The organism is Streptomyces sp. NBC_00637 (genome assembly GCF_045161545.1).
In the GTDB taxonomy this organism is placed as follows: Bacteria; Actinomycetota; Actinomycetes; order Streptomycetales; family Streptomycetaceae; genus Streptomyces.
Map to the genome: position 1 here is coordinate 4,929,883 of NZ_CP109046.1, position 20,907 is coordinate 4,950,789.

General features: G+C 72.3%; 15 protein-coding genes. 11 read left to right on the forward strand and 4 right to left on the reverse strand.

Annotated features, from left to right (window positions below; genetic code table 11):
• Positions 1–4 precede the first annotated feature (4 nt).
• Positions 5–1,078 carry an energy-coupling factor ABC transporter permease gene (locus tag OG440_RS21705; RefSeq protein ID WP_406008454.1) on the reverse strand — a complete coding sequence of 358 codons (1,074 nt, stop codon included), beginning with the start codon at positions 1,076–1,078 and terminating at the stop codon, positions 5–7.
• Between the two features lie 243 nt (positions 1,079–1,321).
• Between OG440_RS21705 and OG440_RS21710 the strand changes: the two genes are divergently transcribed.
• Positions 1,322–1,678, forward strand: coding sequence for an SsgA family sporulation/cell division regulator (locus tag OG440_RS21710; protein WP_406008455.1), 357 nt, complete (start codon positions 1,322–1,324; stop codon positions 1,676–1,678).
• An 85-nt stretch (positions 1,679–1,763) separates the two neighbouring features.
• On the opposite strand, the gene OG440_RS21715 is transcribed toward OG440_RS21710, so the two are convergent.
• The 3 genes from OG440_RS21715 to OG440_RS21725 form a co-directional block, all read right to left on the reverse strand.
• Positions 1,764–3,443, reverse strand: coding sequence for a penicillin-binding transpeptidase domain-containing protein (locus OG440_RS21715; protein WP_406008456.1), 1,680 nt, complete (start codon positions 3,441–3,443; stop codon positions 1,764–1,766).
• 194 nt (positions 3,444–3,637) lie between these two features.
• Positions 3,638–5,275, reverse strand: a complete 1,638-nt coding sequence (locus OG440_RS21720) for a penicillin-binding transpeptidase domain-containing protein (protein WP_406008457.1) — start codon at positions 5,273–5,275, stop codon at positions 3,638–3,640.
• A 121-nt stretch (positions 5,276–5,396) separates the two neighbouring features.
• Positions 5,397–7,148 carry a dolichyl-phosphate-mannose--protein mannosyltransferase gene (locus tag OG440_RS21725; RefSeq protein WP_406008458.1) on the reverse strand — a complete coding sequence of 584 codons (1,752 nt, stop codon included), beginning with the start codon at positions 7,146–7,148 and terminating at the stop codon, positions 5,397–5,399.
• 96 nt (positions 7,149–7,244) lie between these two features.
• On the opposite strand from OG440_RS21725, the gene rsmI reads away from it, so the two are divergent.
• The 10 genes from rsmI to OG440_RS21775 all read left to right on the forward strand — a co-directional run bounded on the left by rsmI (position 7,245) and on the right by OG440_RS21775 (position 20,897).
• The gene (gene rsmI / locus OG440_RS21730; protein ID WP_406008459.1) at positions 7,245–8,105 is read left to right on the forward strand and encodes a 16S rRNA (cytidine(1402)-2'-O)-methyltransferase; all 861 of its coding nucleotides are present in this window, start codon (positions 7,245–7,247) and stop codon (positions 8,103–8,105) included.
• 268 nt (positions 8,106–8,373) lie between these two features.
• A complete protein-coding gene (locus OG440_RS21735; protein WP_406008460.1) occupies positions 8,374–8,802 on the forward strand; it encodes a hypothetical protein in 429 nt (142 codons plus the stop codon).
• Between the two features lie 55 nt (positions 8,803–8,857).
• Positions 8,858–9,748 carry a TatD family hydrolase gene (locus OG440_RS21740; RefSeq protein ID WP_406008461.1) on the forward strand — a complete coding sequence of 297 codons (891 nt, stop codon included), beginning with the start codon at positions 8,858–8,860 and terminating at the stop codon, positions 9,746–9,748.
• A 114-nt stretch (positions 9,749–9,862) separates the two neighbouring features.
• Entirely contained in the window at positions 9,863–11,392 is a 1,530-nt protein-coding gene (locus OG440_RS21745; RefSeq protein ID WP_406008462.1) for a ubiquitin-like domain-containing protein, read from the forward strand.
• Between the two features lie 33 nt (positions 11,393–11,425).
• Entirely contained in the window at positions 11,426–12,307 is an 882-nt protein-coding gene (gene rsmA, locus OG440_RS21750; protein ID WP_406008463.1) for a 16S rRNA (adenine(1518)-N(6)/adenine(1519)-N(6))-dimethyltransferase RsmA, read from the forward strand.
• The gene (locus tag OG440_RS21755; protein ID WP_406008464.1) at positions 12,304–13,209 is read left to right on the forward strand and encodes a 4-(cytidine 5'-diphospho)-2-C-methyl-D-erythritol kinase; all 906 of its coding nucleotides are present in this window, start codon (positions 12,304–12,306) and stop codon (positions 13,207–13,209) included. The genes rsmA and OG440_RS21755 overlap by 4 nt, the downstream gene beginning before the upstream one ends.
• 80 nt (positions 13,210–13,289) lie before the next feature.
• The gene (locus tag OG440_RS21760) at positions 13,290–14,618 is read left to right on the forward strand and encodes a hypothetical protein (RefSeq protein WP_406008465.1); all 1,329 of its coding nucleotides are present in this window, start codon (positions 13,290–13,292) and stop codon (positions 14,616–14,618) included.
• Positions 14,619–14,889: 271 nt separating this feature from the next.
• Entirely contained in the window at positions 14,890–16,695 is a 1,806-nt protein-coding gene (locus tag OG440_RS21765) for an ABC-F family ATP-binding cassette domain-containing protein (protein ID WP_406008466.1), read from the forward strand.
• Between the two features lie 190 nt (positions 16,696–16,885).
• Positions 16,886–18,667 carry a PQQ-binding-like beta-propeller repeat protein gene (locus OG440_RS21770; protein WP_406008467.1) on the forward strand — a complete coding sequence of 594 codons (1,782 nt, stop codon included), beginning with the start codon at positions 16,886–16,888 and terminating at the stop codon, positions 18,665–18,667.
• A gap of 85 nt (positions 18,668–18,752) precedes the next feature.
• Entirely contained in the window at positions 18,753–20,897 is a 2,145-nt protein-coding gene (locus OG440_RS21775; RefSeq protein ID WP_406008468.1) for a PQQ-binding-like beta-propeller repeat protein, read from the forward strand.
• The last annotated feature ends 10 nt before the right edge of the window (positions 20,898–20,907 follow it).

Consider the following 20,907-nt stretch of genomic DNA (forward strand, 5'->3'; position numbering starts at 1 on the left):
GACGTCAGGCGCTCTCTACGGCCGTCGGCGACACGTCGTCGGCCGACCGGCGCCTGCGCACCGCCCAGAACACCGTGCTGCCGGCGACGACGGTCGTACCGACGCCGATCACGCCCGCGAGGCCGCCCGAAAGACGGGCGTTCGTCACGTCCTTGACGCCGTAGTCGGCGAGCGGGGAGTCGGCGGACGCGTGCTTCTCCACGTTCTTGTCGATCCCCTTGTCGGTGGCGACCTTCTCCAGACCGTCGGGGTTCGCGGAGGCGTAGAAGCTGACGAAGCCGGCCAGCACGAGTGAGGTGACCAGGCCCGTCACCCACAGCGTGCGCCGCGAGGTGCGCGCCGCCACGGGCGCCGGGCGCGTGCCGGCCGGCGTCTCCTCGGTCACCGGAGCGTCGACCAGTTCGCCGTGCACGCGCAGCCGGAGCCTCTGCCGCAGATCCCGCGCGCCGTAGACCAGATCCGGCCGTACGGCGACCACGGCGCCCACGGTCAGCGCGGTGATCACCGCCTCGCCGATGCCGATCAGCACATGCACGCCGATCATCGCGGTCGCCACCTTGCCGATCGACACGTCGGTGGTGCCGCCGATCCAGTAGATGAGCGTGAAGGCGACGGCGGCGGCGGGCACGGACAGCACGGCGGCGACGAAGGACGCGGCGGTGATGGACCGGCGGCCGCGGGGCAGCACCTTCACCAGGCCGCGGAAGACGGCGTACGCCACGACGGTCGTCACGATCGCCATGTCGGTGATGTTCACGCCGAGCGCGGTCAGACCGCCGTCGGCGAAGAGGATGCCCTGCATCAGCAGGACCACGGACACGCACAGGACCCCGGTGTAGGGGCCCACGAGTATCGCGGCGAGCGCGCCGCCGAGCAGATGGCCGCTGGTCCCCGCCGCGACGGGGAAGTTCAGCATCTGCACGGCGAAGATGAACGCCGCCACCAGGCCGGCCAGCGGCGCGGTCCGGTCGTCGAGCTCGCGGCGCGCGCCGCGCAGGCTCACGGCGATGGCGCCGGCGGCGACGACTCCGGTCACCGCGGACGTCGGGGCGTTGATGAATCCGTCGGGTACGTGCACCCGACGATGATAGTGGCTTAATGCGAACGATTCGCAAGAGCGAGAAGCTTGTCTCTCCGGGCTCGCGGCAGACCCGGACGGCGAACCCGGCCGGGGATTCTCGGCGACTTCGCGCCCGGACCCGTGTATCGCACATGTGAGATACGCCTTCGCGGAGGAGCGCAATCCGCAAAATATGCGACATTGGAAGGGGAGTGGACGCACAGCTTCCGCACAGGTCACGCTGCGTGAGAGGGTCGGCCGATGTCCGTAGTCGAACAGTACGCGCGAGCCCACATCGTCACCGACGCCGACCAGGCCGAGGAAGAACGCACCGCCGTGCCCGTCGTCCTGCGGTACGACCCCGAGGACCCCCGGTCGGTCCGTGTCGGGCTGCCCGACCGGCGCGAGTGGACGTTCTCCCGCACTCTCCTCGAACAGGGCCTGCGTGCCCCGACCGGTACCGGCGAGGTACGGGTGTGGCCGTGCGGGCGCGTCCAGGCCGTCGTCGAGTTCCACTCACCGCACGGCGTCTCCGTCGTGCAGTTCGAGTCGAAGACGCTGCTGCGGTTCCTGCGCCGCACCTACATGGCCACGGCGCAACAGCCCGTCCCGCACTAGCCGGGGACGGACCGGCCAGGTCGGCGTTCCGTCCGATGGCGCGCGGTGTCGCGGCCGGTGTCCTGACGGCGTTCCGCGCGGAGCGTCAGCCGCCCATGCGCAGCAGCGCCGCCACGATCGGTCCGGCCGTGTCGCCGCCGTGGCCGCCCGCCTGGACGACGCCCGCCGCCGCCAGATCGCCGCGGTAGGCGGTGAACCAGCCGTTGGGCTTCTCCTGGTTGTCGACCTCGGCCGAGCCCGTCTTGGCGCCGTAGTCGGGCCCCAGGCCGGACATCGCCTCGGCGGCGGTGCCGGCCGCGGCGGTGTAGTTCATCAGCTCCCGCAGCTGCGACAACGTGGACGACGACATCGTGCGCGAGGCCGTCGCCAGCGTGCGGTCGTCCACCGACGGGGCGACCAGGTACGGCTGGTGGAAGGTGCCCGCCTTCACGGTGGAGGCGACCGATGCCATGTTCAGCGGGTTCATCCGGACCCCGCCCTGACCGATCAGCGACGCCGCCATCTGGGCCGCCGACTGCACCGGCACCGAGCCGTCGAAGGACGGGACGCCGATCGCCCAGTTGTTCATCGACAGGCCGAAGACCTGCTGCGCCTGCTTGGTCAGGCTGTCGTTGTCCAGCTCGGGCGCCTGGCTGATGAAGGCGGTGTTGCAGGAGCGCGCGAAGCTCGCCTTGAACGTCCCGCCGGTGATCTTGAAGTCGTCGTCGTTGTGGAACTTCCAGCCGCCGTACGTGAACGTCTCCGGACAGGGGTGCACCTTGTCGGCCGACGCCAGGTCCTTCTCGATGAGCAGCGACGAGGTGATGACCTTCATCGTGGAGCCGGGCGCGAGCGAGCCGTTGAACGCGGTGTTGAAGCCGGGGCTCGCGTTGGCCACCGCGAGGATCTCGCCCGTGGAGGGACGCATCACGACGACCGACGACTTCGCGGTCTTCGCCACCTGCCGCTCGGCGGCCGCCTGGAGGGTCGGGCTCAGCGTGGTCCTCACGGTGCCCGGAGTGCCCTTGCTGAGCTCCAGCAGCGTCTTGTCGGAGGCCTTCTTCGCCTTCGAGGCCTTGCCGCGTACGACCTGGAGCTCCACGCCCGCCTTGCCGCCCGCCTTCTTGCCGTACTTCTCCCGCAGCCCGTCCAGGACCGGCTCCAGGGAGGGGTACTCGGCGGCGGTGAGCTCACCGCCCGCACGGTCGACGGCCTTGACCGGCGGGGTGCCGGACTCGCCGGTGACGAGCTTGTCGCCGTCCTGGAGGTCGGGGTGGACGACGGACGCGTGCCAGTCGACCTGCGCCTTGCCGTTCGTGGGGTTGCGGACGACGGTGAGGGTGCTGGCGTACGTGAGCGGCTTGCTGACGCCCTTGTACTTCACCGTGCCCTTCACGGTGAACGGGACCTTGGTGCCGGCGGCCTTGCCGGCGGTGAGGGTGACGCCCGTGACGTGGGCGTCCTTGGTGTAGCCGGTCAGGAGGGCGGTGGCGGCCGCGGAGTCGTCCGTGACGTCGGCCGCCCCGGAGACCTTGCCCTGCTGCCAGGCCGTCAGGAACCGGGTGGCCGTCGCCTTCGCCTCGGTCGCCGAGGGCACGTCGGCCCTGACCCGCGGTACCTGGGTGCCGTTGACCGCCGCGGCCGATCCCTCGTCGGCCGCCGCGCCGCCGTCGTAGAGCGCGTAGACGCCGATGCCCGCCCCGCCGACCACGACGGCGATCATGCCGCCGACGACCGCGGGCCGCCGCTTACCGCGCCTTTCTTCGACACGCCTTCTCTTGCCCACTGCCAGATCCTCCGGATCCCCAGGGGCATCCCCCCAGCCCCGCTGCCCTCGTTGCCCTCACTGACCCCAACGACGGCTACCACCCTAGAGTCCCGTCCTGTGAGGGTGACGTCACGTGTGACGTCAGCCACCGTGATGTCAGCCACCGTGCCGTCGGCGGTCGTGCCGTCACCGCCGCGCCGCCGGCCGCCGGTTCAGCCCGCCCGCAGCACGTCCGCGACGATCGGGCCGGACGCGTCGACACCGTGACCGCCGTCCTGGGTCATGGCGGCGGCCGCGACATCGCCCCGGTAGCCGGTGAACCAGCTGTCGGACTTGTTCTGCCCGTCGACCTCGGCGGAACCGGTCTTCGCGCCGATCCGGCCGCTCAGTCCGGCCATCACCTCGGCCGCGGTCCCGCTGGTCGCGGTGCGGTTCATCATGGAGCGCAGTTGCTGCACGGTGCTCGACGACAGGCCACGCGCGTGTGCCGGGTCACGGCCGTCGAGGCTGAGCGGCACGATCACCGGCTGCCGGAAGGTGCCCGTCATCGCGGTCGCCGTCACCGACGCCATGTTCAGCGGGTTCATCTGGACCTGGCCCTGGCCGATCAGGCCGGCCGCGGTGTCCGGGCCGCCGGCGGCCGGGACGGAGCCGTCGAAGGACGGGATTCCGGTCTGCCAGTCGAGGCCGATCCCGAAGCGGTCCCGGGCCTCGTTCGTCAGCGAGTCGACCTTCACCTCGTCCGCGAACTTCACGAACGCCGTGTTGCAGGACCGGGCGAAGCTCTCGGCGAGGGTCGCGTTCTCGTTCGGCTTCATGTCGGTGATGTTGTGGAAAGTCTGGCTCTCGGAGACGGCCGAGGGCGGGCAGGGCGCGGGGCCGTTCGCGGTCGTGAGCCCGTTGTCGATGAGGGTGGCCGCGCTGACGATCTTCATGGTGGAGCCGGGCGCGACCTCTCCCAGAAAGGCGGCGTTCCAGCCGTCCGTACGGTTGTTGGCGACCGCCAGCACCTCACCGGTGCTCGGCTTCACGGCCACCACCGACGACTGGTTGTACTTCTGCACCGCCTTCTCGGCGGCCGCCTGGACGCTCGCGCTGAGGGTGGTGGGCACCTTGCCCGCCTTGCCCTCGGCAAGGGTCAGCAGCGGGGTGTCGGCGGTGCCCTGGGCGGCGTGTCTGATCGCCAGTTCGACGCCGGCCGTGCCGCCCGCCTTGTCCCCGTACTTGGCGCGCAGCTGGTCCAGGATCGGCCCCAGGGAGGGGTACTTCTCCTTCGTGAGCACCTTGCCGTCACGGTCCACGGCCTCGATCGACGGCGCCGCCGACGCGCCCGTGACGAGGGTGTCGTCCATGGACTTCAGCTCGGGGTGGACGACCGACGGCGCCCAGTCCACCAGCGCCTTGCCGGTGGTGACGCCCCGGACGACGGTCAGCTCGCTCTTGTAGGCGAGCGGCTTGGACTTCCCCTCGTAGGACACCGTCGCCTTGACCGTGTAGGGCACCCTGGCGCCCGCCGCCGCGCCCGGTGTGATCTTCACGCCGGTGATGTGCGCCGCCTGGCCGTACGAGGTGAGCAGGGGCTCGGCCTTCGCCGCGTTGTTGGTGAGGTCGGCGGCGGCCACGGCCTGCCCCTTCTCCCAGGCCTCGAAGAACTTGGCGCTGGTGTCCTTCACCTCGGACCCGCTGGGCGGCCCGGTCTTCACGACCGCCGGCTCGTTGCCCCCCGACCCGGCGGTGCCGCTCCCCCCGTCGCTCAGCGCGTTCACGATGTTGAAGGCCCCGTATCCGGCCCCGCCCACCATCACCGCGAAGACCGAGCCGATCACGGCTGCCTTGGCCCCCTTGCGCATGCGCCCTCCCCGTTGTCCCCGTCGCTGCCCTCGCGGACGCTTCTGAACGCGTTCAGAAAGATCCCCTCGGCCTCACAGTAAGCGGAAAGGGTGGCGTACGGGGCGAGAGTTTCCGCAATCGTTAGACCCATGTATCCAGCCACATACGTGAACGCCAGTCGTCGATCGGGATCGCCTGCCCGGTGTACAGGGGCCAGAAGTAGACGAAGTTCCAGGCGATGAGCAGGACGAGGACGCCCGCGCCGGTGGCGCCCGCCACGCGCCGGGTGTCGCTGGAACCCGGGGGACCGACGATCGCGCCGATCATCATCGCGACCGCCAGACACAGGAAGGGCAGGAAGACGACGGCGTAGAAGAGGAAGATCGTGCGTTCCTGGTACATGAACCACGGCAGGTAGCCGGCCGCGATGCCGCAGACGATCGCGCCGGCCCGCCAGTCGCGGCGGAACAGCCAGCGCCACAGCACGTACAGGAGCGCGAAGCAGGCCGCCCACCACAGCAGCGGGGTGCCGATCGCGAGGACCTCGCGGGCGCACTTCTCGCCCGCGTCGGTCGGGCAGCCGTCGGTGCCGGGGGCGGGCGACTCGTAGAAGTACGAGACCGGGCGGCCGAGGACGAGCCAGCTCCACGGGTTCGACTGGTACGTGTGCGGCGAGGTGAGGTGGGTGTGGAACTCGTACACCTCGTGCTCGTAGTGCCACAGGCTGCGCCACCAGTCGGGGAACAGCCAGGTCCAGCTGCCGCCCTTGCCGTCGGTGGCCGCCCAGTTGCGGTAGTAGCCGCCCTTGCCGTCGGTGGCGGACAGGATCCAGCCCGTCCACGACACCAGGTAGGTGACCAGCGCGACCGGCACCGTGGCCAGGAACGCGAGGCCCGTGTCGCGCTTCAGCACCGCCAGGTACGGGTGGCGGGCGCCCGCCACCTTGCGCGAGCCGGCGTCCCACAACACCGCCATCAGGCAGAACGCGACCAGGATGTACAGGCCGTTCCACTTCGTGCCGATGGCCAGGCCCAGCATCAGGCCGGCGCCCCAGCGCCACGGGCGCAGGCCCAGGCGGGTGGTCTCCGCGATGTGCGGGTCGGGACGGTGGCGGCCGTCCGCGTCGGCCGGGAGCGCGGCCACGAGTTTCTCGCGCGCCTTGTCCCGGTCGACCACCAGGCAGCCGAACGCCGCCAGCACGAAGAACATCAGCACGCCGTCGAGCAGCGAGGTGCGGCTCATCACGAAGGCGAGTCCGTCGACGGCCATCAGCGCGCCCGCCAGGCAGCCCAGGAAGGTGGACCGGAAGATCCGGCGGCCGATCCGGCACAGCAGCAGGACACTGAGCGTGCCGAGCACCGCCGTCATGAACCGCCAGCCGAACGGGTCGAACCCGAAGAGCAGTTCGCCCAGCCCGATCACGTACTTGCCGACCGGCGGATGCACGACGTACGCCGCGTCCGTCGGGATCGTGACGTGCCCGCCCGAGGAGAGGATGACGTCGTTGGCGTTCTTGTCCCAGTTGACCTCGAACCCGCGGTGGACGACCGCCCACGCGTCCTTGGCGTAGTACGTCTCGTCGAATATCACCGCCTTGGGGCTGCCCAGGTGCCAGAACCGGAGCAGGCCCGCCAGCAGCGTGACCAGCAGCGGACCGCCCCAGGACGACCAGCGCGCGATCCGGTCCACCCACAGCGGCGGCAGGCCCAGCGCCTGCCACAACCGGGGGCCGGGCTGGGCGTACGGCGGCACCAGCCGCTCCCGGACGTCGGCGGACGGCTCCGCGGTGTATCCGAAACGGCGCAGCCGTTGCTGCCACGACGGCCGCTGGTCGGGCGGCGTCCGGCCCTGCCGGTAGTCCGTGGAGTCCATGGAGGACGCGGTACTGGTCACCGCGCCATCGTAGGGAACAGGTCTGTGTGAGTCCCGTGCATGGGCCCTACCCGGCCTGGTCGATCGGGTGGGGTCCCGCCCTGCGAGGATGGAAACGTGACAGCTACGCCCGGAATCCTCGTCCTCGCCGGTACTCCCATCGGTGACGTGTCCGACGCCCCGCCCCGTCTCGCCGAGGAACTGACCGGCGCGGACGTGATCGCCGCCGAGGACACGCGCCGGCTGCGGCGGCTGACCCAGGCGCTGGGGGTGACGCCCAAGGGGCGTGTCGTGTCCTACTTCGAGGGCAACGAGTCCGCCCGTACCCCCGAGCTGGTCGCGGAACTGGTGGGTGGCGCACGGGTGCTGCTCGTCACCGACGCCGGGATGCCGTCGGTGTCCGACCCCGGGTACCGGCTGGTCGCCGGGGCCGTCGAGCAGGAAATCCGGGTCACCGCGGTACCCGGCCCGTCCGCGGTGCTCACCGCGCTGGCCCTGTCGGGGCTGCCCGTCGACCGGTTCTGCTTCGAGGGGTTCCTGCCGAGGAAGGCGGGGGAACGGCTGTCCCGGCTGCGGGAGGTCGCGGAGGAACGCAGGACCCTCGTGTACTTCGAGGCCCCGCACCGGCTCGACGACACGCTGGCCGCGATGGCCGAGGTGTTCGGCACGGACCGGCGGGCCGCCGTGTGCCGTGAGCTGACCAAGACGTACGAGGAGGTGAAGCGCGGTCCGCTCGGCGAACTGGCGGCGTGGGCGGCCGAGGGCGTGCGGGGCGAGATCACCGTCGTCGTCACCGGGGCGCCCGAGCGCGGACCCGAGGAGCTCGACGCGACGGAGCTGGTGCGGCGGGTGCGGGTGCGCGAGGAGGCGGGCGAGCGCCGTAAGGAGGCCATCGCGGCGGTCGCGGCGGAGGCGGGGCTGCCGAAGCGCGAGGTGTTCGACGCGGTGGTGGCGGCGAAGAACGCCGGGGAGCTCTGACCGCCGGCGGCGCACGGCGGTGACCCCCGGCGGCGGGCGGTTGTGACGGTTGTTACCCGGGTGTTGTGAAGAGGCTCACACCCCCTCTGAGCAGGGCGCATGTCGTCTGAGCGTGCGCCCCATGTGCGGGCAAAGGGCGCCGGGTCTTGTGGCAAGGGACGCCCAAATCGGCTTCAACAGTGCACAGGTCGAGTGCATTCGTCCCCGGCCGGGCGTCCACTGGAGGACGGGACGCGAACCGTCCCGCCAGCGGACCACAGGAGCGGTCATGAGTGAGATCACAGGGCAGACCGGCCTCCACGGCGGTGCGAGCGCCGTCGTCCACGAGTCGTACTCCTTCGCCTGCATGCGGTGCGGGCACGGCTGGGAGCAGGCCTTCGAGATAGAGCACCACACCGACGCCGACGGTCACGAGTTCGTCCTCTACGTGGCGGACGGGCGGGTCGTGCCGTCGCCGCTGAGCCGCCCGGCGTGCCAGAACTGCGAGGGGCACCTCGTGCGCATCATGCGGGCGGGGCAGGTCTCGTCGGTGCTCAGCGCGGCCCGACAGCACAAGGCGTCGCCGGCCGGGCCGGTCCAGGCGCCGGTCACGGCGGCCGGCGAGCGGTCCGGCACGCCGTCCGACGTGCGGTCCGAGGTGCCGCAGCACCACTGGCACCTGTCCGACCTTCTGCACCCGTTCCGCAAGGCCGGCTAGCCCCCGGGGCCGGTACCCGGCCGGGGAGGGCGTGCCCCTTCCGTAGGATCGGGGCATGCCTTCGAACGCCGACAAGAGCGCCGACAAGAACGCCGCGCCGCCGCTTCCGGCCCCCCTCGGGGTGCCGGTCGCCGACTCCCACACCCACCTCGACATGCAGTCGGGCACGGTGGAGGAGGCCCTCGCGAAAGCCGCGTCGGTGGGTGTGACGACGGTCGTCCAGGTCGGCTGTGACGTACGGGGCTCCCGATGGGCGGCCGAGACGGCGGCCGCCCATGCCGGCGTCCACGCGGCGGTCGCCCTGCACCCGAACGAGGCGCCGCGCATCGTGCACGGCGACCCCGACAACTGGTCCCGGCAGGGCGCGCGGACGCCGGGCGGCGCGCAGGCGCTCGACGAGGCGCTCGCCGAGATCGACCGCCTGGCCGCGCTTCCGCACGTCAAGGGCGTCGGCGAGACGGGACTCGACTACTTCCGCACCGGCCCCGAGGGCAAGGAAGCCCAGGAGAAGTCCTTCCGCGCCCATATCGAGATGGCCAAGCGGCACGGCAAGGCCCTGGTCATCCACGACCGCGACGCCCACGCCGACGTCCTGCGCGTCCTGAAGGAGGAGGGCGCCCCCGAGCGCACCGTCTTCCACTGCTACTCCGGCGACGCCGAGATGGCCGGGATCTGCGCCCGCGCCGGATACTTCATGTCCTTCGCCGGCAACGTCACCTTCAAGAACGCCCAGAACCTCCGGGACGCCGTCGCCGTGGCCCCGCTGGAACTGCTCCTGGTGGAGACCGACGCCCCCTTCCTCACCCCGGTGCCCTACCGCGGACGGCCCAACGCGCCGTACCTGGTGCCGGTCACGGTGCGCGCCATGGCCGCCGTACGGGACATCGACGAGGACACCCTGGCCACCGCCCTTGCCGCCAACACCGCTCGCGCGTTCGACTACTGAGCGCGTCCGACACCCGTCGAACACAACTCTCGGTAGCCGCGCCACTTTGGAGAGTGACCGTCGCTCCGCTAGGTTCTGGGGGCCCGATCCGGACCCCTCCCCTGGAGTGTCGGCGTGAGCAACTCGCAGTACTTCGAGTACGAGCCGTACGGCGGTGGCGGGTCGTACGTCGACCTGCACAACGCCGAGACGATCGCGTACGGCGTGTACGCGGCGCCCGGGACGTACGACGACACGTACCGGCCCGCCTACGAGGCGTACGAGGCGCAGCCCATGTCTCCCGAGACCCTCCGGCTTCCCGGGCCGCTTCCCGAGCCGGTCCCGTTCGCCGCGAGCACGTCGTACGCCGAGACGGTCCAGCTCTCCGGGGCGGGCCCGTACACCGAGCCGGCCGGGGTCGCCGGGGCCGCCCCGTACGCCGAGACGCTCCGGCTCTCCGGCCCGGTGCTTCCCCGTCCGTCACCGCCGCCGCCGCAGGAAGCGGGTCAGGGGGAGCCGCGGGAGGCGGGGCGGGCCGCACGGCGGCGCAGGACGCGTTCCGCCGAGCGCCCGGAGTCCACGATCCGCCGGCTGGTCCCGCAGGCACTCGTGGTGGCCTTCCTCGCCGGCGGCACCACCGCCTTCGTCGCCGAGGACAAGGCGGTCGAGCTGACCGTCGACGGCAAGCCGCGCACGCTGCACACCTTCGCCGACGACGTGACCGAACTCCTGGCCGAGGAAGGCGTGCGGGTGGGTGCGCACGACGTGGTCGCGCCCGCCCCCGGCACCGCCCTCAGCAGCGGCGACGAGATCGAGGTGCACTACGGGCGGCCCGTCCGGCTCACCCTGGACGGGCAACGGCACGAGGTGTGGACGACGGCGCACACCGTGCAGGAGGCGCTCCAGCAGCTCGGGGTGCGCGCGGAGGGCGCCTACATGTCCGTCCCGCGCTCCCAACCGATCGGACGCGCGGGGCTCGCGCTGGACGTGCGCACCGAGCGCTCGGTCACCGTGATGGCCGACGGCCGGGCCCGCACCATCCGCACCAACGCGGCGACCGTGGGCGAGGCGGTGGCGGCGGCCGGGATCACCCTGCGCGGGGAGGACACCACGTCCGTCGCGGCCGGCAGCTTCCCGCGCGACGGGCAGACGGTCACCGTGCTGCGGATCACCGGAACCGAGGAGGTGCGGGAGGAGGCGATCCCGTTCGGCGTGCGCCGCACCGACGACTCCTCGCTGTTCAAGGGCACCGAGGTGGTGGAGCGGGCCGGGCAGCCCGGCCTGCGCAGGATCACGTACTCCCTGCGCACCGTGAACGGTGTACGGCAGACACCGCGGCGGATCCGCGACGAGACCGTGCGCGCACCGCGCGACCAGGTGGTGCGGGTCGGGACGAAGCCGCTGCCCGCATCCGTGCGGGGCGCCGACGGCCTGGACTGGCAGAGCCTCGCGGTCTGCGAGTCGGGCGGCCGGCCGAACGCGGTCGACCCCTCGGGCACGTACGGCGGGCTGTACCAGTTCGACACGCACACCTGGCAGAGCCTCGGCGGCAGCGGACGGCCCCAGGACGCCCCGGCGGAGGAACAGACGCACCGCGCGAAGAAGCTGTACGTGCGACGCGGGGCGAGTCCCTGGCCGCACTGCGGGACGCGGCTGCGCGGGTGAGGAGCGCGGCGGCGCGGCCCGTACCCTTGTCCCGTGAGTACCAGCCCCGCCCCCGACGCCCTTCTGGGCCCCGCCGACATCCGTGAGCTGGCGGCGGTCCTCGGCGTCCGCCCCACCAAGCAGCGCGGCCAGAACTTCGTGATCGACGCGAACACGGTCCGCCGTATCGTCCGCACCGCGGAGGTCCGGCCCGACGACGTGGTCGTCGAGGTCGGTCCGGGGCTCGGCTCGCTCACCCTGGCGCTGCTGGAGACCGCAGACCGGGTCACGGCCGTCGAGATCGACGACGTCCTGGCCGGCGCGCTGCCCGCGACGATCGCGGCGCGCATGCCGGAGCGCGCGGAGCGTTTCGCGCTGGTGCACTCCGACGCGATGCAGGTGACCGAGCTGCCCGGCCCCGCCCCGACCGCGCTGGTCGCGAACCTGCCGTACAACGTGGCCGTGCCGGTGCTGCTGCACATGCTCCAGACCTTCCCCACCATCGAGCGCACCCTCGTCATGGTCCAGTCGGAGGTCGCCGACCGGCTGGCCGCCGGCCCCGGCTCGAAGGTGTACGGCGTGCCCTCGGTGAAGGCCAACTGGTACGCCGAGGTCAAGCGGGCCGGTGCCATCGGGCGCAAGGTCTTCTGGCCCGCGCCGAACGTGGACAGCGGGCTGGTGTCGCTGGTGCGGCGGAAGGAGCCGGTCAGGACGACGGCGTCGCGGCGCGAGGTCTTCGCCGTGGTCGACGCGGCGTTCGCCCAACGCCGCAAGACCCTGCGGGCCGCGCTCGCCGGATGGGCGGGCTCCGCCGCCCTGGCCGAGGAGGCCCTCGTGGCGGCCGGCGTCTCGCCGCAGGCCCGCGGCGAGGCCCTGTCCGTCGAGGAGTTCGCCCGCATCGCCGAACACAAGGTGCCCGAGGAGCCGTCCGAGTGAGCGTCACCGTACGGGTGCCCGCCAAGGTCAACGTGCAGCTCGCGGTGGGCGCCGCCCGCGCGGACGGCTTCCACGACCTGGCGAACGTCTTCCTCGCGGTCGGTCTGTACGACGAGGTCACGGTGACCCCGGCCGCCGGACTCCGCGTCACCTGCGAGGGCCCGGACGCGCGCCAGGTCCCCCTGGACCGTACGAACCTGGCCGCGCGGGCCGCGATCGCGCTGGCCGAGCGGTACGGCCGTACGCCCGACGTGCATCTGCACATCGTCAAGGACATCCCCGTCGCCGGGGGCATGGCGGGCGGCAGCGCGGACGGCGCGGGCGCCTTGCTGGCCTGCGACGCGCTGTGGGGCACCGGCGCCACCCGTGACGAACTCCTGGAGATCTGCGCCGAGTTGGGCAGCGATGTGCCGTTCAGCCTGGTCGGCGGGGCGGCCCTCGGCACCGGGCGCGGCGAGAAGCTGACGGCCCTGGAGGTCGGCGGCACGTTCCCCTGGGTGTTCGCGATGGCCGCGCGGGGGCTCTCGACGCCGTCGGTGTTCCGGGAGTTCGACCGGCTGGCGCAGGGCCGGGACATCCCCGAACCGGTGGCCTCCCGGCGCCTCCTCGACGCCCTCGCCGAGGGGGACCCCGACGCCCTCGCGGCCACCGTCTCCAACGACCTCCAGCCGGCCGCGCTGTCGCTCTTCCCCGAACTCGCCGACACCCTCGCCGCTGGCAGGGCGGCGGGCGCCCTCGCCGCGCTCGTCTCCGGCTCGGGCCCGACCACCGCGTTCCTCGCCCGCGACACCGCCGCCGCGGAGAGGATCGCGGCGGCGCTGCGCACCTCGGGCACCTGCAAGAGCGTGCGCGTGGCCGCGGGACCGGCGCCCGGTGCGACGGTCGTCGGGCCCCGCCCGTGAATCGGCTGCCCCGCACGGCCGGCGCACTCTAGGCTTCCCCGGCCGGTTCCACCAGGAGGCCGGGGCGGGGAGGCGCGCGTATGGGGTCGGCGGAACTGGTCGCGGCCGTCCGGCGGGGAGACGTCGAAGCCGTGCGCGAACTGCTGGACGGCGGGGAGGATCCGCACGCCCGCGATCCGGCCGACGGCGTGCCCCTGCTCTGCGTGGCCGTGGCGGCCTACGACGAACCGGTCGCCGAGCAGCTGATCAACGCCGGCGCCGACCCGCTGCGGTCGCCGGGCGGGGCGCCGGGAGGAGATCCCGGACTGCCCGGCGGCGACAGCGCGCTGACCCGGGCGGTGGACGGCGGCTGTTCCTGGATGGTCACCAGGCTGCTCCCCGAACTCGTGCGCCTCGACGCCGACGCGCGGGCCGGGCTACTGGCACGCGCGCGGTACTGGGCCGTGTCGGACCCGGAGACCGAGCTGCGGCGCAGGACCGGAGCCGCCGGCCCGGTCGAGCGGGACACGGTGCGGGTCGATACGTGGTCCTCCTGGTACGCGCGTCACTCGCTCGGCGGGCAGACCGTGTGGGACGGTCATCCGGGCGTCCTCACCGTGCTGGAGGAGCGCTTCCGGATCCGCACCTCGTTCGACGAGCTGCTCGCGCGGGCACTCACCCGGCCGGACCGGGACCACGGCGTCTGGTCCGACTCCGTCGTCCTCCTCGCCACCCGGCAGGACGAGGAGACCTGGGCCGCCGCCCAGGCGCTGAGCGCGCACCCCGACCGACTGCACAGGCTCTTCGCCGCGGACGTGCTGCGGTGCCTCGTCATCGGGTTCGGCGGCATGTTCTCGCGGCCGGGATCCGTCGTGTACAAACGCGCGCCCGAGGTGTTCCTCCCCTGGGCCCTGGAGGAACCGGACCCCGAGGTGCTCGCCCTGGTGCTGTCCGGGCTGAGCGAGGAGGGCGACTCGGACGGGAACGGGGAGGTCGTCGAGGCCGTCGGTCTGTCGTACGCCGGGCATCCCGACCCGCGTGTACGCCTGGAGGTGCCCGACACCCTGCGACCGGAGTCCGCGGGGACGCGCGTGCCGCGCGAGAAGCTCGACGTCCTGTACGCGCTGGCGCGTGATCCCGAGCCCGGGGTGCGCGAGCGGGCGGCCTACCGGCTGGCGCACTGCTCCGCGGAGGCGCCCGGCGTCACCGAGGTGCTCGCCGGACTCCTCGGCGACGAGCTGCGGGACACCCGGGTACACGCCGCCTACGGGCTCGCGCAGCGCGACGACCCGCGCTGTGTGGCCGCCTGGCGCGCACTGCGGCCCCTCGACGCCGACAGTGGCCCGGACGACGGTCTCGTGCGGGCGATGTGGCGCTACGAGGAGCGCCACCCGGAGATCGCCGAGCCGGAGATCGCCGAGCCGGAGTGACGATCCCGTCCGGCCAGCCCCGGCGTGCGCCAGGGGGCGTCCGCCCGGCGTGTGCAACCGTTCGTCGCCCGGTGGGAGACGGTGCCCGTACGCCGATGTCCGGGGCGTGAGCCGCGCGCGCACGCGCCGTGCGTGGACGGCGCGCACGACGATCACGCGCTCGGCCGGCAGCCGCCGGCGCCCCCGGGACCGCGAAAGGTGACGGGCACCCGGAGGCACCTGCCGCGCCGACTACCCTGGAGGGTCGAGCATCCCCCGTGGCAGGAGAGAAATGGCCGTCAATCTGGTCAATGTCGAGAACGTCAGCAAGGTGTACGGGACCCGTGCGCTGCTCGACGGCATCTCGCTCGGCGTGTCCGAAGGGGACCGGATCGGCGTCGTCGGCCGTAACGGCGACGGGAAGACCACGCTGATCCGCATGCTCGCCAAGCTGGAGGAGGCGGACTCCGGGCGGGTCACGCACTCCGGCGGGGTCCGGCTGGGCGTGCTCACCCAGCACGACTCGCTCGACTCGGCCGCGACCGTCCGGCACGAGGTCATCCGGGACATGGCCGACCACGAGTGGGCCGGCAACGCCAAGGTCAGGGACGTGCTCACCGGGCTCTTCGGCGGGCTGGACCTGCCCGGGTTCCCGCAGGGCCTGGACACGGTCATCGGCCCGCTCTCCGGTGGTGAGCGCCGCCGGATCGCCCTCGCCAAGCTGCTCATCGAGGAGCAGGACCTGATCGTCCTGGACGAGCCGACCAACCATCTCGACGTCGAGGGCATCTCCTGGCTGGCCCGGCATCTGCGCGAGCGCCGGTCCGCGCTCGTCTGCGTCACCCACGACCGCTGGTTCCTCGACCAGGTCTGCACGCGCATGTGGGACGTGCAGCGCGGGGCCGTCCACGAGTACGAGGGCGGGTACTCCGACTACGTCTTCGCGCGCGCGGAGCGTGAGCGCATCGCCGCGACGGAGGAGACCAAGCGGCAGAACCTGGTCCGCAAGGAGCTGGCCTGGCTGCGGCGCGGCGCCCCCGCGCGCACGTCCAAGCCGCGCTTCCGCGTCGAGGCCGCCAACGAGCTCATCGCGGACGTGCCGCCGCCGCGCGACAGCAGCGAGCTGATGAAGTTCGCCTCCTCGCGGCTCGGCCGGACGGTCTTCGACCTCGAGGACGTCACCGTCCAGGCCGGTCCCAAGGTGCTGCTGAAGCACATCACCTGGCACCTCGGCCCCGGCGACCGGATCGGCCTGGTCGGCGTCAACGGCGCCGGCAAGACCTCCCTGCTGCGGGCCCTGGCCGAGGCCGCGCGCACCGAGGGCGAGACCCAGCCGGTGGCCGGCCGGGTCGTCGTCGGCAGGACGGTGAAGCTCGCCTACCTCTCCCAGGAGGTCGCCGAACTCGACCCGAACCTGCGGGTGCTGGAAGCCGTGCAGCAGGTGCGCGAACGCGTCGACCTCGGCAAGGGCCGGGAGATGACCGCCGGGCAGCTCTGCGAGACGTTCGGCTTCAACAAGGACAAGCAGTGGACGCCGGTCGGCGACCTGTCGGGCGGTGAGCGCCGCCGTCTGCAGATCCTGCGCCTCCTCATGGACGAGCCGAACGTCCTCTTCCTCGACGAGCCCACCAACGACCTCGACATCGAGACCCTCACCCAGCTCGAGGACCTCCTCGACGGCTGGCCGGGCTCGATGATCGTCATCTCCCACGACCGCTTCTTCGTCGAGCGGACCACGGACCGGGTCTTCGCCCTCCTCGGCGACGCCGCCCTGCGGATGCTGCCGCGCGGCATCGACGAGTACATCGAGCGCCGGCAGCGCATGGAGGAGGCCGCGGCGGCCTCGGCTCCGGCGGCCGCCGCGAAGCCCGCGCCCGAGAAGAGCGCCGCCGACCAGCGCGCCGCCAAGAAGGAACTCCAGAAGATCGAGCGGCAGTTGGACAAGGTCTCCGACAAGGAGTCCAAGCTGCACGCCCGGATCGCCGACAACGCCACCGACTTCGCCAAGGTCGCCGAACTCGACGCCGAGCTGCGGGACCTGGCGGGCGAGCGCGAGGAACTGGAGCTGCGGTGGCTGGAACTCGCCGAGGACGCGTGAAGGGTGCGTGAAGGCGCATAACGACGGCATCACGGGCCGGTTCTCCCTTGGGAACAGGGATGGATCGGCCCCGGGAGCCGTCCGTCACGGGTGATAGAAAGAGCCGTCTGAGAACTCTCTGAAGACGGCTCCGGGCGGGTCACTGACCTGGGGGCGTGGCTAAAAACAGTGACATAGGGGGAACACGCTGATGGCTCAGCCGCCCAATCAGCCGCCGCAGCAGGGTGGTTTCGGAGCACCGCAGGACCAGCCGCACCAGCCACCGGCGCCGCAGTCGCCACCGGGTGGCTTCGGCGGACCCCAACTGCCGCCGCAGCCGCCTCAGGGCCCGCCCGCCCAGCCGCCGCAGCCGGGTTACGGCTATCCGCAGCAACAGCCGCCGCAGTCCGGCCCCTACGGTCAGCCGCAGCAGCCGGGCCCCTACGCCCAGCCGGGGCCGTACGGTCAGCCGAGCGGGCCCTACGGGCAGCAGCCGGGCTACGGCTATCCGCAGCCGCCCCAGTTCCCCGGCGCGCCCGGCACGCCGCCCGGTGGGCGCAACCCCTTCAAGGGGCGGCCCGCGCTGGTGGTCGGGGCCGCGGTGGCGGCGCTGCTGGTGATCGGCGGGACGGTGTTCGCGGTCACGAACGGCGACGACGACGGCGGCAAGAAGCCGGTTGCCGGCCCGAGCGACGACGGCAAGGCGACGTCGGCGTCCAGCGGCAGCCCGGTCAACCCCGGTGACGGCAGCGGCGACGGCGGCGAGGACACCGAGGACTTCAACGCGGACCGCAAGGCCGGCGAGGCGAAGGTGCTCTGGTACAAGGAGGCGCCCGACGCGCCCGCCTCCGGCGCCGACGCCCCCGGCATGTGGATCACCTCCAAGACGGCCGTCAAGGCGGCCTACAAGGAGGTCGTCGCGTACGACGTCGCCGACGGCAAGCCCACCTGGGACGCCATCGTCCTGCCGCAGAAGATCTGCGCGGTCACCCCGCAGAAGACGGCGGACGACAAGGTCGTCGTGGCGTACATGAGCGGCACCAGCGACCGCGCCAAGTGCAACCAGCTCCAGCAGATCGACCTCGGCACCGGCGCCAAGGGCTGGAAGGGCGTGGTCGCGGACGGCGCGCTGTTCGACAGCGCCATCAGCATCGAGCTGTCGCTGGCCGGCAACACCCTGATGGTGGGCCGCTCGCAGTCCGGCACGGCGTACGACGTCCGCACCGGCAAGAAGCTGTACGACAAGCAGAAGTACGGCGACGCCTGCTTCCCGACGGCGTTCGCGGGCGGGACCCGGCTGATCGCGGTGGCGTCCTGCGACGCGACCGAGGCCAACGAGCACGACGAGATACAGGAGTTGGACCCGGCGACCGGCAAGGTCAAGTGGACCCAGAAGTTCGACAAGGGCTGGTCGGTCGCGAAGACGTACTCCGTCGACCCGCTGGTGGTCTACAGCACCAACGAGGACAAGAACACCTGGAACATCGCGACGTTCAAGCCGGACGGCTCCTACCGCTCGCAGGTCGGCTTCGACGAGGACTTCGCGCCCGCGTGCGACTCCGGCTTCCTCCAGCGCAACCTCACGGGCTGCTCGGGCACGGCCTCCGACGCGAACACCCTCTACCTGCCGACCGAGTCGAACAGCGGTCCCAACGAGATCGTGGCGATCGACCTGTCCACCGGCAAGGAGAAGTGGCGGGTGAAGTCCCCTGCCGACGAGGCGATGCTGCCGGTAAAGGTCGAGGGCGGGAACCTCGTCGCGTACGTCGAGCCGTCCTACGACACCGCCGGCCGGGTGGTGGGCATCCCGACGGCCGGGTCCGCCCACACGCCGACGACGCTGATGCAACTGCCCGAGAGCACCGTCGACATCGAGGACAGCTTCTACTCGCGCGACCTCGCCTGGGTCGCCGGACGCCTCTACCTCTCCTCCACCCGGCTGACGGGCAACGACGAGACGAAGGAGAAGCTGATGCTCGCCTACGGCAAGTGAGGCGACCCACCGCCTTCCCCGCCCCGTCGACGTCCCCGCTCCGTCCGCCCGAGCCTTCCCAGCGTTCTCCCGAGGTAGCCACACCATGACCCAGCCGCCGCCCCCGCCGCCGAACCAGCCCCCGCAGCAGCCGCAACAGCCGCCGCAGGGCGGATTCGGCCCGCCCCAGCCGCCGCAGGACACCCCGCCGCAGGACACCCCGCCGCAGGACACCCCGCCGCAGGACACCCCGCCGCAGGATGCCGTGCCCCAGGACGCGGCACCTCGGGACGCCGCGCCGCAGCCTCCCGCCCCGAACCTGGCGAAGGCCCCGGAGCCGGGCTACGGCTACCCGCAGGCACCCCAGCCGGCATCCCAGCCGGGACAGCAGCCGGGGCAGCAGCCCCAGCCGGGCCAGGCGCCCCCGCCCCCGGAGGCTCGGCAGCCCCAGGCGCCGCAGCCTCCGCAGACGCCTCCGCCGCCCGCCCCGTCCGGGCCTCCGCAGCCCCAGCCGGGATACGGCTACCCGCAGGCGCCGGGACAGCCGACGCCGCCGGCCGCCCCCGGCTACGGCTACCCGGCCCAGCCGCCCGCGCCGGCGCCCTCCGCGTACGGTCAGCCCCAGCAGCCGGGCCCCTACGGCGCGCCGACGCCCCCGTACGGCCAGCAGCCCGGTTACGGCTACCCGGGGCAGCCCGGTCAGCCGGGGTATCCGGCCGCGCAGCCGGGTTACGGCTACCCGGGTCAGCCCACGATGCCCATGCACCCGCAGGCCGGCGGCCCCGGCCAGGGCCCGGGCGCCGGCAAGAAGTTCAACGCGCAGCTGGCGATCATCGTCGGGGCGGTCGTCGCGATCGCGCTGATCGTCGGCGGCGGCGTCTGGTACGCGAAGTCGAGCGACAACGGCAAGACGGAGGCGGACACCGCGGGCCCGACCGGCGGCGGCGGTGACACCGACGGCAAGGGAGGCACCGGCGGCACGTCCTCCGGCGGCAAGGAGAAGGTGCCGGCCGACCCCGCCTCGGACGTCCTGTTCAAGCTCCCGATGCCCGTGATCAAGAAGGACGACAGCGTCGGCGTCAAGGGCTCCTGGCTCACCGACAAGGCGTACGTGAAGACCGGCGTCAGCGAGATCGCGGGCTACGACCTGGACAAGGGCACCAAGCTCTGGTCGGTGCCGCTGCCCGGCCCGGTGTGCGAGGCCAGCAAGTTCGCCACCGACGACTACCGCACGGCGGTCACCTTCCAGGCGAGCGCCGCCGAGACTGCCGCCTGCGACCAGGTCGCGGCGATCGACCTCGCCGCGGGCAAGCAGCTGTGGAAGAAGACCGTCAACTCCGGTGACTACCCGATCAGTTTCAACAACGTGACGGTCAGCGCGAACACGGTCGCCCTCGGCTCCACCAACGGCGGCGCCGCCTTCGACATCGACTCCGGCAAGGTGCTGTGGTCGCCGAAGCCGGCCGACACCTGCTACGACGCCGGCTACGGCGGCGGCCCGAAGCTGGTGGCCGTGCGCAAGTGCGGCGCCTACGACAACCCCGAGCTGCACATCCAGACCATCGACCCGGTGTCCGGGAAGGTGATCTCCGAGTACAAGCTGGCCACGGGCATCGACTACGCGTCCGTCGTGTCCAGCGACCCCCTGGTGGTGGCCGCCGACGTCGGCGACAGCGCCGGCGACGGCAGCGGCATCTCGGACTTCTTCTCCATCGACAACAAGACCGGCAAGCTGCGCACCCGCATCTCGGTCCCGGGCGACCAGTACGCGGCCGACTGCGAGGGCATCACCAGGATCGAGGCCTGCACGGGCCTGGCGGTCGGCAACGACCGGATCTACGTCCCGACCGAGGAGCACGACGGCACCGGCGACTACAGCCGGACCAACGAGGTCATCGCCTTCGACCTGGCCACCGGCAAGCAGACCGGCCAGCGCGCGGACGCCGGTGACGGCTACACGATCTACCCGCTGCGCATGGACGGCAGCAACCTGATCGCCTACAAGCGGCCGCCCTACGACAAGGGCGGCCAGGTCGTCAGCATCGCCGGGGGCTCCTTCAAGGAGACCAGGCTGCTGGAGAACCCGGCCACGGACGCGGTGCACGACCTGGAGACCGGCATGTCCCCGGAGTACTCCGAGGTCCTCTACTCCCAGGGACGCCTGTACATGTCCGAGGTGTACGCCGACGACGGCTCGCTCTCGAGCGGTGATCCGCAGTACCTCGCGGTCGCGTTCGGCGCGGGCAGCTGATCGTACTGAT

Excerpts from the sequence above, each read along its gene's own strand:
- OG440_RS21710 (WP_406008455.1), top strand. The coding sequence starts at position 1,322 with ATGTCCGTAGTCGAACAGTACGCGCGAGCCCACATCGTCACCGACGCC.
- OG440_RS21740 (WP_406008461.1), top strand. The coding sequence starts at position 8,858 with ATGCCTTCGAACGCCGACAAGAGCGCCGACAAGAACGCCGCGCCGCCG.
- OG440_RS21760 (WP_406008465.1), top strand. The coding sequence starts at position 13,290 with ATGGGGTCGGCGGAACTGGTCGCGGCCGTCCGGCGGGGAGACGTCGAA.
- OG440_RS21775 (WP_406008468.1), top strand. The coding sequence starts at position 18,753 with ATGACCCAGCCGCCGCCCCCGCCGCCGAACCAGCCCCCGCAGCAGCCG.
- OG440_RS21735 (WP_406008460.1), top strand. The coding sequence starts at position 8,374 with ATGAGTGAGATCACAGGGCAGACCGGCCTCCACGGCGGTGCGAGCGCC.
- OG440_RS21765 (WP_406008466.1), top strand. The coding sequence starts at position 14,890 with ATGGCCGTCAATCTGGTCAATGTCGAGAACGTCAGCAAGGTGTACGGG.
- OG440_RS21770 (WP_406008467.1), top strand. The coding sequence starts at position 16,886 with ATGGCTCAGCCGCCCAATCAGCCGCCGCAGCAGGGTGGTTTCGGAGCA.
- OG440_RS21720 (WP_406008457.1), bottom strand. The coding sequence starts at position 5,275 with ATGCGCAAGGGGGCCAAGGCAGCCGTGATCGGCTCGGTCTTCGCGGTG.